Here is a 12,861-nt window from a genome sequence, read left to right as displayed (position 1 = left end):
CGCCTTTCCGGCCAGCCAACGAAAGTTTTGTCAATTATGACAAAACAAGGGGCGCGAGGATGCCGGTTTCCAGCGATGTCACCGCTTCGCGGCACATCCGAGCCAGTTCCGGCAGCGAGCGCTCGCCGGCCGAGCCGTCCAGCATCCACACCTCCATGGCGCCGAAGATCGCCGCGGCGATGCACCGGGCGGCCACCGCGACGTGCAGAGCGCCGTCGGGCCGCGTCAGGGTCGCGCCGTGGGTGCGCGCGAGCCGCTTCTGTACCGCCGCGGCAAAGTCCGCCTCGACCTGCCGGAGGTGGCTCACGATGCGCTCGGGGTCCAATTCGGCGGCCCGCAAAACCGCGATCTTGGTGACCGCCTCGTTGTCGAATGGGAACGCGAAGATCGCGTTCTGCACCGCGGTGATGACCGGTTCGTCATCGGGGCGGGCCGCCAGCGCCGTGGCGAACCATTGCAATCCGGCGTCGTAATCGGCGAATAGCAGATCGTGTTTGGAAGTGAAATGGCGATAAAACGTCCGCAGGGAAACCCCGGCGTCGGCGGCAATTTGCTCGGCGGACGTCGCTTCGACGCCCTGGGCCAGGAACCGGACCTGCGCGGCCTGCCGCAATGCCGCTCGGGTGCGCTCACTGCGCAGCGTTTGCGCTGGTCGGACCATATTGTCACGCTAGCGCCAGGCTAGGTGAATGTCACGGACAGACACCTGAGGGGCGTCGCGGCGCGCGCGTCGTCTAGGGTGCAGGATTGACTGTTTCGACACCCCCTCGACTATCGAAGCGGGTGGTCTGCCTGTAGGGTCACCCGTCGAGGGGAAACTCATGTGTCGAATCGATGACGTAATGAATGTGTCGGATGCCGCGATGAAGACGTTGTCCGCCGCGGTGGGACGCGGCTGAGTCCAAAGCACGGCGGAATTGCGTCGTACACACAGATTGGCTGGAACAAGTATGAAGTTCATTCAAAAACTACGCGGGACTTGGGCCCGTCGGGTGGGTGTGGCCGCAATCGCGACCGCTGCGCTGCCTGGGCTGATCGGCCTCGCCGGGAACACCGCCACCGCCGGTGCGTTCTCGCGGCCGGGTCTGCCCGTCGAGTACCTGATGGTGCCGTCGCCGTCCATGGGGGTGGACATCAAGGTCCAGTTCCAGAGTGGCGGCGAGAACTCACCGGCGGTCTACCTGCTGGACGGTTTGCGCGCTCAGGAGGACTTCAGCGGCTGGGACATCAACACCCAGGCCTTCGAGTGGTTCCTCGACTCCGGCCTGTCGCTCGTCATGCCGGTCGGCGGCCAGTCCAGCTTCTACTCGGACTGGTATGCACCGGCCCGCAACAAGGGTCCGACCCGGACCTACAAGTGGGAGACCTTCCTGACCTCCGAGCTGCCGCAGTGGCTGTCGGCCAACCGCGCGGTGCGCTCCACGAACAACGCCGCGATCGGACTGTCGATGGCGGGTTCGGCTTCGCTGACCCTGTCGATCTGGCATCCGAACCAGTTCACCTACGCCGGCTCGATGTCGGGCTTCCTGAACCCGTCCGAGGGCTGGTGGCCGTTCCTGATCAACATCTCGATGGGTGACGCGGGCGGCTTCAAGGCCGACGACATGTGGGGCAAGACCGAAGACCCCAACAGCGCCTGGAAGCGCAACGACCCGATGGTCAACATCGATCGCCTGGTGTCCAACAACACCCGGATCTGGATCTACTGCGGCAACGGCCAGCCCAACGAGCTGGGCGGCGGCGACCTGCCGGCCACCTTCCTGGAGGGCCTGACCATCCGCACCAACGAGACCTTCCGCGACAACTACCTCGCCGCGGGCGGCACCAACGGTGTGTTCAACTTCCCGGCGAACGGCACGCACAACTGGGCGTACTGGGGCCGGGAGCTGCAGTCCATGATCCCGGACCTGCAGGCTCACCTGATCTGATCGACGACTCCGTAGCACGGAATCCCCCAGCAAGCGCTGGGGGATTTCGTGTTTGTGGGGGCGCTGTCGGTAGCCTTTGACCGGCATTGTCGGTTCCTGTTCGGGCGGTGGTCATCGTCGCGACAGCACATCGTTGTGTGCTCATCGGAAGGTTTGTCCCCATGAAGACACCCTGGCCGCTCGTCCTCGCCGCCGCTGCGTTCGCGCTCACGATGGCGGCCGGCTGCGCGCCGCCGGAGAAGGCGACCGGCGACAGCACGGCCGCGAAAGCCACCTCCGCGGCGGACTTCGGCGGCATGGCGGGACTCATCGAGGCCGCGCAGGCCGAGGGGCAGCTCAACGTCATCGCGCTACCCCCGAACTGGGCCAACTGGGGTGCGATCATCGAGGCGTTCAGTCAGACCTACGGCATCGAGGTCAATTCGCTGCAGCCGGACGCCTCCAGCCAGGAGGAGATCAACGCCGCCAGACAACAGCGGGGCAAGAGCAGCGCGCCCGACGTGTTCGATCTCGGCCAGTCGGTGGCACTGACCAACGTCGCCATGTTCGCGCCGTACAAGGTGGCGACCTTCGACGAGATCCCGGCGCAGCTGAAGCACCCCGACGGCGCCTGGGTCAACGATTACGGCGGCTACATGTCGGTGGGGTACGACGCCACCTCGCTGCCGGAGGTGACCGGCATCGATGATCTGCTCCGGCCCGAGTTCAAGGGCAAGGTCGCGCTCAACGGCGATCCAACTCAGGCCGGCGCCGCGTTCTCCGGCGTCCTGATGGCGGCGTTGTCGCAGGGCGGATCGGCTGACGACATCGCGCCCGGGGTGGAGTTCTTCCGGAAGCTGAACGAGGCCGGCAACTTCCTGCCGGTCGATCCGACACCGGCCACCATTGCCTCCGGCCAGACCCCGGTCGTCATCGACTGGAACTACCTCAACGGCATCGAAAGCGAACGGATACCCGGCTGGACGGTGTTCGTGCCCAACGACGCGGCCGTCGCCGGCTTCTACTACCAGGCGATCAACGCCGATGCGCCGCACCCGGCCGCGGCCCGGCTGTGGCAGGAGTTCCTCTTCAGCGACGAGGGCCAGAACCTGTTCGCCCGGGGCGGCGTGCGTCCGGTGCGTGCCGACGCGATGATCCACGCCACCACCTTCGATCCGGCAGCCTTCGACCGGCTCCCACCCATCGACGGGATGGTCGTCATCCCCACCCACGAGCAGACCGAGGCCGCGGCCAAGTACCTGGCGGAGAACTGGGCCACGGCAATTGGCTGATCTGATCACCGCCGGACGCCGACTCCGCGCCGGACTTCCGCTGCTGCCGTTCCTCGTCTTCGTCGGTATCTTCCTGATCATCCCGACGGTGACGGTGGTGGCCAACGCGTTCATCGCCGACGGCGGTTTCACCCTCGAGCGGATCGGCGCGTTGTTCTCGCCCACCGCACTGCTGGCACTGGGACGCAGCGTGGTGCTCTCGGGCACCACCGCGGTCCTGGGCGCGGCCTTCGGAGCGGTGCTCGCGTGGTTGATCCTGCACCGCCCGTCGGACTCGGTGGTGCGCCGCATGGTGCTCGCGCTCTGCAGCGTCTTGGCCCAGTTCGGCGGTGTCGCGCTGGCTTTCGCGTTTCTGGCCATGATCGGCCTGAACGGCGTGCTGACGGTGTGGGTGGTCGACCTGTTCGGCGTGAACCTGGCCGACGGTGGCTGGCTCTACGGTCTGCCGGGGCTGATCCTGGTGTACACCTATTTCCAGATCCCGTTGATGGTCATCGTCTTTCTGCCCGCTCTCGAGGGCCTGCGCGAGCAGTGGCGCGAAGCCGCGGTGAGCCTCGGTGCCACCGACTGGCAGTACTGGCGTGAGGTGGGCTTTCCGCTGTTGGCCCCGGCCTTCCTCGGCTCGGCTCTGCTGTTGTTCGCCAACGCCTTCGCCGCGTATGCGACCGCCGCGGCGTTGGTCAGCCAGGGCAGCCCCATTGTGCCGCTGTTGATCCGGTCGGCACTGACGAGTGAGGTGGTGTTGGGTCAGGCCGGCTTCGCCTACGCGTTGGCGCTGGAGATGATCGTCGTCGTCGCGCTGGTGATGGCGGGGTACAACCTGCTGATGCGGCGGACCGCGAGGTGGCTGCGATGACCTCAACCAAGGTGCGCCCCAAGACCGTTCGGGCCGCGCTGGCGGGCGCGTTCGGCGTGTTCTTCCTGTTCCCGATCTACGCCATGGCCGACTTCTCCACCCGCAACCTGCTCGGCGAGGGGCGGACGCTGGCGGCGTGGTCGAATCTGGTTCGCGATAACGCACTGTTCTCGGCCATTGTGGTGTCGGTGCTGTTGGCGTTGCTGACCGTCGCGCTGATGCTGGTGCTGCTGGTGCCGACGATGATCTGGGTGCGGTTGCGGGCGCCGTGGGCCAAGGGGTTGGTCGAATTCCTGTGCCTGCTACCGCTGGTCATTCCGGCACTGGTGATCGTGGTCGGGTTGCGCAACGTCTACCTGTGGGTCACCTACCTGCTGGGCGAGTCCGCCCTGGTGCTCACCTTTGTCTACGTCGTCCTGGTGTTGCCCTTCGCTTACCGCGCACTCGATTCCGCGCTGTCGTCGATCGACCTGCGCACCCTGAGCGAGGCGGCCCGCTCGTTGGGCGCGGGTTGGACCACCACGATCCTGCGGGTGGTCTTGCCCAACATCTGGACCGGCGTGCTCTCGGCCGCGTTCATCTCGATCGCGGTGGTGCTCGGCGAGTACACCATCGCCGCGCTGTCCGGCTACGAAACCTTGCAGGTGCAGATCGTGGCGATCGGCAAGAGCGACGGACCCACCTCGGTCGCGGCATCGTTGGCCGTGCTGCTGTTCGCTTTCGTTCTGCTGCTGGCGCTTTCGCTGCCGGCCCGGCGGAGTCGACGCAACCGGACGGCCGCGGCGGCCCCGGTCGCGGGGGTGCCCGGGTGAGCGCGCGGGCGGCCGGGGTGGCCGTCGACCTCACCGGCCTCACGCGGGACTACGGCAACGTCAGGGCCCTGGACGGGCTGAGTCTGCAGCTGGAGCCCGGCGAACTGGTCGCGCTGCTGGGCCCGTCCGGATGTGGAAAGACGACCGCGCTGCGAATCTTGGCCGGGCTCGACGAGCCGACGTCCGGTCGGATTTCGGTGGCCGGCAGGGACATTACCGCGGTGCCGCCGAACCGGCGCGACATGGGCATGGTTTTCCAGGCCTACAGCCTGTTCCCGCATCTGACCGTGCTCGACAACGTCGCGTTCGGGCTGAAGCTGCGCGGCCGATCTCCGGCAGCACGCGACGCCCGCGCGCTGGAGATGCTCGAACTCGTCGGGCTCCTGGCGCACCGGGACAAGTTCCCCGACCAACTTTCCGGCGGGCAGCAGCAGCGGGTGGCGCTGGCCCGGGCACTGGCCATCGAACCCCGGGTGCTGTTGCTCGACGAACCGTTGTCGGCGCTCGACGCCAAGGTGCGGGTGCAACTCCGCGCGGAGATCCGGCGGGTCCAGAGCGAAGTCGGCATCACCACGCTGTTCGTCACGCACGACCAGGAGGAGGCGCTGGCCGTCGGTGATCGGGTGGGGGTGATGAACCGCGGGCGGCTGGAACAGATCGCCACCCCGGTCGATCTCTACGCCGCGCCGGCCTCGCCGTTCGTCGCGGAGTTCGTCGGGCTGAGCAACCGCATCGCGGCGCGGGTCACCGACGCGGGGGTGCAGGTGCTGGGCGTGCGGGTGCCGGCGTTGCCGGGTTCGGTCCGGGGGTCCGGGACGGCGCTGGTGCGCCCGGAGGCCGTGCAACTGGTGGTGGATCCGGCGGGCGAGGCCGTCGTCGTCGACGTGGCATTTCTGGGCCCGGTCTCGCGGGTCCGGGTCCGGTTGCTCGGCGGGGTGCACGTCGTCGCGGAGATGTCGGGGGCGCGGGCGCGGAAGCTGCGCGCCGGGACCCGGGTCGACGTGCGGGTCGACCCGGTGCCCGTCCTGGTGGTGGCGGACTAGACAGCTTGAGTGTGCGCGTGGGTGGGTACGCGAGGCGACAATGGACGCCATGACCGAGGAATGTAGCGCGCAAGCCTGGTCCTTCAGTGCCGGGTTAGGGTATCAATTTTCCTTTCTCGGGGGCACTGGGCCGTTTCTGGTCTTCGATGTATTGCTTCACAACGTTGAGCGGGGTACCTCCGCAGGAGGCTGCGAGGTAGCTGGGGCTCCACAGGTGTCCGTTCGTGCTGTGCTGGTTGGTCCAGTAGCGGAGTTCATCGCGCAGTTTGCGGGCGGAGACGCCTTTGAGGCTGTTCACGAGTTTCGTGATAGCGACCTTGGGTGGGTATTCGATCAGAAGGTGGATGTGGTCGTGTTCGCCGTTGATCTCCACCAGGGCGGCCTCGAGGTCCAGGCATACGTTGTGCAGCACTTCTTCGCAGAGGTTGAGCAGTTCGTCGGTGAGTACGCCGCGCCGGTATTTGGTGACGAAGACCAAATGAACGTGAAGCATGGAAACTACGCTGGGACCGCGTCGAAATTCCGGATCTGGTGTCATAGAGCGAAGGTATTTTTGGGGTGTGCAGCTGCGATACAACTACCGCCTCTATCCGACGCCGAGCCAGCGCGGCGCGCTGGCTCAGGCGTTCGGGTGCGCGCGGGTGGTGTTCAACGACTGCATCCGGCTTCGGCAGGCCTCGCATGCGGCCGGGGTGAAGATCAGCGATACCGATGTGCAGAAGCGTGTGGTCACCGTTGCGAAGGCCACATCGGAGCGGGCTTGGCTGTCCGCCGTGTCGTCGGTGGTGCTGGTGCAGGCGTGTCAGGACGCGAGGGTGGCGTACCGCAATTTCTTCGACTCGCTGTCAGGCAAGCGCAAGGGCCGCAAACTCGGGGCTCCCAGGTTCCGGTCACGCAAAGACAACCGGCAGGCAATCCGGCTCACCCGCAACGGATTCAGCCTGCGCCCCAACGGGAAGCTGTATGCGGCGAAGATCGGCGAACTCAAAGTCGCATGGTCGCGGGAGCTTCCCTCGGAGCCGTCGAGCGTTTCGATCATCAAGGATGCCGCCGGCCGCTACTTCGCGTCGTTCGTGGTGCAGCTCGACGACGCGCCACTGCCCCCGGTGGATTCCGAGGTGGGCATCGATCTGGGACTGACCACGTTCGCGGTCCTGTCCTCCGGCAAGACGATTGGTTCACCGAGGTTTTTTCGTCGTGCCGAACGCAAATTGCGGAAGGCGCAGCAGGAATTGTCCCGCAAGCAGCGGGGCAGCAACAACCGGGCCAAGGCACGCGTCGCGGTCGCCAAGGCCCACGCCAAAGTGCGGGACTCCCGGCTGGACTGGGCGCACAAGCACTCGATGCAGATCATCCGCGAGAACCAAGCGGTCTACGTCGAGGACTTGTGCGTCACAGGTTTAGCGCGCACGCGCATGGCGAAGTCGGTCCACGACGCCGGGTGGGCGATCTTCACCCGGCTACTGCAGGAGAAGGCCAACAGGTTTGGCCGGACCTTCGGCCAAGTGGACCGATTCTTCCCGTCGTCGCAACTGTGCTGTGCATGTGGCGCGGTGGACGGCAAGAAAGCGCTCAGTATTCGGGAGTGGACGTGCCGGTGCGGCGCGGTCCACGACCGAGACTTGAACGCAGCCAGGAACATCCTCGCCGCAGGACGTGCGGAGAGGCTAAACGCCTGCGGAGAGCCGGTCAGTCTCTCCGCCTAGCGGAGAGCACGGCTCAGTGAAACAGGAACCCACCGCAGCGAGCCGCAGGTTCGCAGGAGGAATCCCGACCCTTCAGGGCCGGGAGGACGTCAAGCCGATAACCCTGCCGTTCGCCGAATGGCTGCCGCGGCAACGCTGGTATGCCGGCCGCAACCGGCGCCAAACCGCGGTCAGTGCGGCGGCGATCACCGCGCTGCGGGCGGACTTGGAGTTGGTGCTGCTCGATGTGAGCTACGCCGACGGCAGCACCGAGCGGTATCAGGTGGTGGTGCTGTGGTCCGCCGAGAAGCGCACCGACTATCCCGATATCGCCACCATCGGCGCCGTGCGGGGCCGCACGGCCTACGACGCGCTCTACGACGCAGCGTCGGTGCGGCATCTGCTGGAGTTGTGTGGAGCCGGGGCGACCCGCGGGGACGTGGCGTTCAGCGTCGAACCGGGGGTCGGGTTGCCCGTCGACGCGCCGTCGCGGGTCTCGGGTGCCGAGCAGAGCAATACCAGCGTGGTGTTCGGCGATCAGGCGATCCTGAAGGTGTTTCGCCGGGTCAACGTCGGCATCAACCCCGACATCGAGCTCAATCGGGTCCTCGGCAACATCGGCAACCGTCACGTCGCGCGTCTGCTGGCCTCGTTCGAGACCACCTGGGACGGGCAGCCGTGTCCGCTCGGCATGGTGACGGTCTTCGCGGCTGGCTCAGCGGAGGGTTGGGCGCTGGGCACCGCGGCCGCCGGCCGGCATTACGCGGGGGGCGCCGGGGACTTCACCGAGGCCTCACACCAACTCGGACAGGCCGTGGCCTCGGTGCACGCCGCGCTCGCGGCGGAGCTGGGAACGGCGTCGGGCACCTTCCCGGTGGACTCCGCGCTGGCCCGACTGGACTCCGCATGCGCCGAGGTGCCGGAACTGTCGCCGTATCAGCCGAGGATCGCCGATATCTTCAAAAGCGTTGCGGGCCAAGAGATCGTGGTGCAACGCATCCACGGCGACCTGCATCTCGGTCAGGTTTTGCGCACCCCCACGGGTTGGCTGGTGATCGACTTCGAGGGTGAGCCGGGGGCGCCCCTGGAGGAACGGCGCCGGCCGGATTCGCCGCTGCGCGACGTCGCAGGGATGTTGCGGTCCTACGAGTATGCGGCGTTTCAACCGCTGGTCGGTCGCGGCGGACAGGACATTTCGGCGGCGCTGGAGTGGAGCGGGCACAACCGCGGGGCATTCTGCGATGGTTACGCTGACCTGGCCGGGTTCGATCCGCGCCAGGCCGCCAAGGTGTTGGCGGCCTACGAATTGGACAAGGCGGTCTACGAAACTGCCTATGAGGCTCGCTACCGCGCGGATTGGTTGCCCATCCCGCTGCGGTCAATCGGGACCCTGACCGGCGCGACTGGACCAGACTGACACCACCTACGAGACAGGGGACCAGCATGGAAGCTTCGGTGACGGTACATATGAAGGCGCCGGCCGATCAGATCTGGGAGTTGATCGCCGACGTGCGCAACACCGGCAAGTTCAGCCCCGAGACCTTCGAGGCGGAGTGGCTCGACGGCGCCACCGGTCCCGCCGTCGGCGCGAAGTTCCGCGGGCACGTCCGGCGCAACGAGATCGGGCCGGTCTACTGGACCACCTGCCGGGTCACCTCGTGCGAGCCCGGCCGCGATTTCGGCTTCGAGGTCCTCATCGGCGACCGGGCGGTCAACAACTGGCGCTACCAGCTGGCACCGGCCGGCGACGGCACCGACGTCACCGAGTCTTTCCGGATGCAGCAGGGGGTCCTCACGACGTTGTTCGGTCTGCTGGGGGGACAGTTGCGCAAGCGACGCAACATTCGCGATATGACCAAGACGCTCAACCGGATCAAGGACGTCGTCGAACAACCGGGCTGAGCGTGGTGCGGCGCGCCGAAACCGAGGTTCTGCCGTCGTCCACTCGAACTTTGCGGCCCGAAGGTGAGGTTGGGCGGTCTTCAGAAGACGGTGACGGTGCAATACGTGCGCGCCGGTGACGGGTACGGCCAGGCGTACTGGCCGTTGACCGACGGGCAGGCGTGTTGGTCGCGCACCTCGAGGCGGCGGGTGATCTGCACCAGCAGGCCGCTGTCGAGATCGCCGGATGGTGCCGCGCAGTCCGCGCGTTCGACCAGCCCGATCGGCACGCCCAAGCGATAACAGTGGTCGGCGACGAGATTGGGGACCAGGCACAGGCTGGCGGTCACGCGGTCGGCGGCCGGGCCCGGAAAGTGCTGGTACTCGTCGCTGGGGCAGTCGCCGGCCGAGGTGGCCAGGGCGCCGACGGTGTAGCTGGGGTCCGCGCTGCACGCGGCGCGGCGAGCCTCGACCTCGACGGACTCCGCACCCGCCACCGCGGAATCCACCGCCACACAGTCCCCGACGGCCAGCGGCCGCGCGTGCTGGGCGACGAACGCATCCCGCGCGCGGTCCAGCGCCATCACCGCGACGATCACCCCCGCGACGAGCGCCACGACGGCGGCGACGACGGCCAGCCGGCGACCAGCACTCACAGTCGGGTTCATCCGATAGAGACTGGCAGACCGAACCCCAAATGTCTCCCGTTTCACTTGCGTATACACCCGTCGCGGCCGGAATCGGGGTAGTGACACGCCGAGCCCCGTGGTGAAGTGCCTGTTGGCGCGGTGCGTTGGCGGATGACGTGACGAGTGTCACACTTTGATGTGGGGGGTTCGCTCATGACTGCAACGACCAATACCGCCATCGACCGCCGCGAGAACGGACTGCCACCGCCGCAAGTACCGCTGGCGGATGTCGACCTGGGATCCGTCGACTTCTGGGCCGCCGACGACGACTACCGCGACGGCGCGTTCGCCACGCTGCGCCGTGAGGCCCCGGTCAAATACTTCGAAGCCCCGGATTTCGTGGCCGGCTTCCCCACCGGCGCCGGGCATTGGGCGCTGACCCGACACGCCGACGTGCACTTCGCCAGCCGGCACCCGGATCTGTTCAGTTCCAGCCCGACCAGCACCTCGCTCAACGACGTCGCGCCCGAGATCGCCGAATACCTCGGGTCGATGATCACCCTCGACGACCCGCGGCACCTGCGGCTGCGCGGCATCGTCAACCGGGCCTTCACCCCCAAGGTGTTGGCGCGCCTCGAGCAGAGCGTCCGGGACCGGTCGCGACAGTTGGTGGCCGAGCTGCGGGCCGGCCACCCCGACGGCCACGCGGACTTCGTCGAGTCGCTGTCGGGTCCGCTGCCGTTGCAGATCATCTGCGACCTGATGGGCATCCCGGCGGAGGACGAGGCGAAGGTCTTCCACTGGACCACGGTGATCATGGGCAGCGGGGACGAGGAGGCCTCGGGGGATTACGACGAGATCGTCAAGGTGGTGCTCGAACTCGGCGAGTATGGGGTGCAGTTGGCCGAATCGAGGCGCGCGCACCCGACCGACGATCTGACCACCAATCTGGTGCAGGCCGAGGTCGACGGTGAAACATTGTCGTCGGCCGAGATCGGGTCGTTCTTCTTACTGTTGACCGCCGCGGGCAACGAGACCACCCGCAACGCGATCAGCCACGGCATGGTGGCCTTGACGCGTTACCCCGAGGAACGTGCCAAGTGGTGGAACGACTTCGACGGGGTGGCGCCCACCGCGGTCGAGGAGATCGTGCGGTGGGCGTCGCCCATCATCTTCATGCGGCGCAACCTCACCCGCGATGTCGAGGTCGGTGGCGTCCCGCTGCGGGCCGGCGCCAAGATATCGATGTGGTACAACTCGGCCAACCGCGACGAGACGAAGTTCGCCGACCCGTGGACCTTCGACGTCCGCCGAAACCCCAACCCCATATCGGATATGGCGCCGGTGGCGCGCACTTCTGCCTCGGCGCCAATCTGGCCCGCCGCGAGATCCGGGTGCTGTTCGAGGAGCTGCGCCGCGAGGTCCCCGACATCGTCGCGGTCCAGGAGCCGGCAATCCTGCACTCGGCGTTCGTGCACGGCATCAAGCGGCTGCCGGTCGCCTGGACCCCGGGCTGAGATCAGAAGACTCGAAGCTGCCCTTCCAACGCGGGGACGGTGTCGGGCAGTTTGTAGGTTTCGATGCCGTTGCGGAACATGATGGCCTCGCGCGCGTGTTCCGGCAGGTGTTTGACCAGCCAGCGGGGGTCATCGAAGGTCCAGTGCGGGTAGTCACTGGAGAACAGCAGGATCTTTTCGCATTCCATCCACTCGAACGCGCGGGTCAGCTCGGTCTTGTCTTCCGGGTAGTCCAGCGGTTGGGTGGTGAATTTGATGTGGTCCTTGACGTATTCGCTGGGTTTGCGCTTGAGGTCCAGCCACTGTTTGCGGGCCTCGTAAATGGCGTCCATGCGCCACATCAGCGGCAGGATCCAGGTGAAGGCGTGTTCGACGAACACGATCCGCAGGGTCGGGAAGCGGTCGAAGACACCGTCGAAGATCAGGCTCATCACCTGATTGGCCGCCAGTAGCGAGTAGCTGACCATGAAGTCGTGGTTGTAGCTCGGGAAACCGACCGGCGGAATGGGCAATTCCTCGAAGTGGCTGCGGGACAGGTGGCACGACACGGTGATGTCGTGTTTGGTGGCTGCGGCCCACACCGGGTCGTACATCGGGTCACCCCACGAGGGGCGCCGCTCGGCCTTGATCAACACCTGTGCCATGTATGGATGGCCGGCCCACTTCTCGATTTCGGCGGCCGCCAACTCCGGCGCCTCGATGGACACGCAAATGGAGCCGCGCCAGCGTTCATGCCAGTTGTTGTGCGAATCCAGCCAGTGATTGTCCTGCCAGGAATTCAGGGCCTGGCTCATCGCGTGATCGGCCTCGGGCAGCCGCGCCGGATACGCACCGGGTTCCAGGATCGCGATATCGGCACCGGCATCCATGATCAACTGCTTGAACGCCAGATCCGGATCGCTGCAGGCGAATTCGCCGTCGGGCGGGAAGGTGTCCAGCCGCATCGCATAGGAGTGCGCGTAATCCGGGGCGTCGTAATAAATCAGGTCGCCGAACTTATGTGACGAGTAGTACTTGGTGCGCCACGGCTCGGGGATGTACTGCATCAACTCCCCGGTGCGGGGCATCGGATGAACGTCGGAATCCACGCAGCGGATCGGAACGCGCTCGGCGGCCGGCCTCCGTGGAGTGGTGTGGGCAGTCATGTGGGCCTCCTGGTGCCACGCTACCAACGAGATCGCCGGTAAAGCGCCCGACTGGAACAAAGCTGTCGGCGGGGCACTCTAGATTGGGCTTGCC

The 12,861-nt window shown here is 66.5% G+C and carries 12 protein-coding genes and 1 pseudogene; 9 read left to right on the top strand and 4 right to left on the bottom strand.

Translation table 11 applies throughout. The annotated features are described in order from the left end of the window. Window positions 1–34 precede the first annotated feature (34 nt). Complete coding sequence (locus RCP80_RS22940) at window positions 35–661, bottom strand: TetR/AcrR family transcriptional regulator (protein ID WP_308479864.1); 627 nt, start codon at window positions 659–661, stop codon at window positions 35–37. A 289-nt stretch (window positions 662–950) separates the two neighbouring features. On the opposite strand from RCP80_RS22940, the gene RCP80_RS22935 reads away from it, so the two are divergent. From RCP80_RS22935 to RCP80_RS22915, 5 genes are all read left to right on the top strand, one after another. Beyond that, window positions 951–1,928, top strand: coding sequence for an esterase family protein (locus tag RCP80_RS22935; RefSeq protein WP_308479863.1), 978 nt, complete (start codon window positions 951–953; stop codon window positions 1,926–1,928). A 161-nt stretch (window positions 1,929–2,089) separates the two neighbouring features. Further along, window positions 2,090–3,199, top strand: coding sequence for an ABC transporter substrate-binding protein (locus tag RCP80_RS22930; RefSeq protein WP_373693397.1), 1,110 nt, complete (start codon window positions 2,090–2,092; stop codon window positions 3,197–3,199). A 1-nt stretch (window position 3,200) separates the two neighbouring features. Further along, the gene (locus RCP80_RS22925; protein ID WP_308482990.1) at window positions 3,201–4,055 is read left to right on the top strand and encodes an ABC transporter permease; all 855 of its coding nucleotides are present in this window, start codon (window positions 3,201–3,203) and stop codon (window positions 4,053–4,055) included. Then, a complete protein-coding gene (locus RCP80_RS22920; RefSeq protein WP_308479862.1) occupies window positions 4,052–4,867 on the top strand; it encodes an ABC transporter permease in 816 nt (271 codons plus the stop codon). Before RCP80_RS22925 ends, RCP80_RS22920 begins: the two co-directional genes overlap by 4 nt. After that, complete coding sequence (locus RCP80_RS22915; RefSeq protein ID WP_308479861.1) at window positions 4,864–5,910, top strand: ABC transporter ATP-binding protein; 1,047 nt, start codon at window positions 4,864–4,866, stop codon at window positions 5,908–5,910. The genes RCP80_RS22920 and RCP80_RS22915 overlap by 4 nt, the downstream gene beginning before the upstream one ends. A gap of 94 nt (window positions 5,911–6,004) precedes the next feature. Here the strand turns inward: RCP80_RS22915 and tnpA are convergent, their stop codons facing one another. Then, window positions 6,005–6,448, bottom strand: coding sequence for an IS200/IS605 family transposase (gene tnpA, locus RCP80_RS22910; RefSeq protein ID WP_308479860.1), 444 nt, complete (start codon window positions 6,446–6,448; stop codon window positions 6,005–6,007). 22 nt (window positions 6,449–6,470) lie between these two features. Between tnpA and RCP80_RS22905 the strand changes: the two genes are divergently transcribed. The 3 genes from RCP80_RS22905 to RCP80_RS22895 all read left to right on the top strand — a co-directional run bounded on the left by RCP80_RS22905 (window position 6,471) and on the right by RCP80_RS22895 (window position 9,497). Beyond that, window positions 6,471–7,616, top strand: coding sequence for an RNA-guided endonuclease InsQ/TnpB family protein (locus tag RCP80_RS22905; protein WP_308479859.1), 1,146 nt, complete (start codon window positions 6,471–6,473; stop codon window positions 7,614–7,616). A 97-nt stretch (window positions 7,617–7,713) separates the two neighbouring features. Next, entirely contained in the window at window positions 7,714–9,012 is a 1,299-nt protein-coding gene (locus RCP80_RS22900; protein ID WP_308482989.1) for a maltokinase N-terminal cap-like domain-containing protein, read from the top strand. Between the two features lie 26 nt (window positions 9,013–9,038). Further along, window positions 9,039–9,497 carry an SRPBCC family protein gene (locus RCP80_RS22895; protein WP_308479858.1) on the top strand — a complete coding sequence of 153 codons (459 nt, stop codon included), beginning with the start codon at window positions 9,039–9,041 and terminating at the stop codon, window positions 9,495–9,497. Window positions 9,498–9,577: 80 nt separating this feature from the next. Here RCP80_RS22895 and RCP80_RS22890 read toward each other — a convergent pair whose 3' ends face one another. Beyond that, window positions 9,578–10,144, bottom strand: coding sequence for a hypothetical protein (locus tag RCP80_RS22890; RefSeq protein ID WP_308479857.1), 567 nt, complete (start codon window positions 10,142–10,144; stop codon window positions 9,578–9,580). A gap of 174 nt (window positions 10,145–10,318) precedes the next feature. Between RCP80_RS22890 and RCP80_RS22885 the strand changes: the two are divergent. After that, window positions 10,319–11,622: pseudogene (locus RCP80_RS22885) on the top strand (cytochrome P450). A 2-nt stretch (window positions 11,623–11,624) separates the two neighbouring features. On the opposite strand, the gene RCP80_RS22880 reads toward RCP80_RS22885, so the two are convergent. Continuing rightward, window positions 11,625–12,767, bottom strand: a complete 1,143-nt coding sequence (locus RCP80_RS22880; protein WP_308479856.1) for an amidohydrolase family protein — start codon at window positions 12,765–12,767, stop codon at window positions 11,625–11,627. Window positions 12,768–12,861: the final 94 nt, after the last annotated feature.

The sequence above is a fragment of the Mycolicibacterium sp. MU0053 genome (assembly GCF_963378095.1).
GTDB lineage: Bacteria > Actinomycetota > Actinomycetes > Mycobacteriales > Mycobacteriaceae > Mycobacterium > Mycobacterium burgundiense.
This window is presented reverse-complemented; position numbering and strand designations above follow the sequence as displayed.

Coding starts and splice junctions, on each gene's coding strand:
- RCP80_RS22940 (WP_308479864.1), bottom strand. CDS start 661: ATGGTCCGACCAGCGCAAACGCTGCGCAGTGAGCGCACCCGAGCGGCA.
- RCP80_RS22935 (WP_308479863.1), top strand. CDS start 951: ATGAAGTTCATTCAAAAACTACGCGGGACTTGGGCCCGTCGGGTGGGT.
- RCP80_RS22930 (WP_373693397.1), top strand. CDS start 2,090: ATGAAGACACCCTGGCCGCTCGTCCTCGCCGCCGCTGCGTTCGCGCTC.
- RCP80_RS22920 (WP_308479862.1), top strand. CDS start 4,052: ATGACCTCAACCAAGGTGCGCCCCAAGACCGTTCGGGCCGCGCTGGCG.
- tnpA (WP_308479860.1), bottom strand. CDS start 6,448: ATGACACCAGATCCGGAATTTCGACGCGGTCCCAGCGTAGTTTCCATG.
- RCP80_RS22895 (WP_308479858.1), top strand. CDS start 9,039: ATGGAAGCTTCGGTGACGGTACATATGAAGGCGCCGGCCGATCAGATC.
- RCP80_RS22890 (WP_308479857.1), bottom strand. CDS start 10,144: ATGAACCCGACTGTGAGTGCTGGTCGCCGGCTGGCCGTCGTCGCCGCC.
- RCP80_RS22880 (WP_308479856.1), bottom strand. CDS start 12,767: ATGACTGCCCACACCACTCCACGGAGGCCGGCCGCCGAGCGCGTTCCG.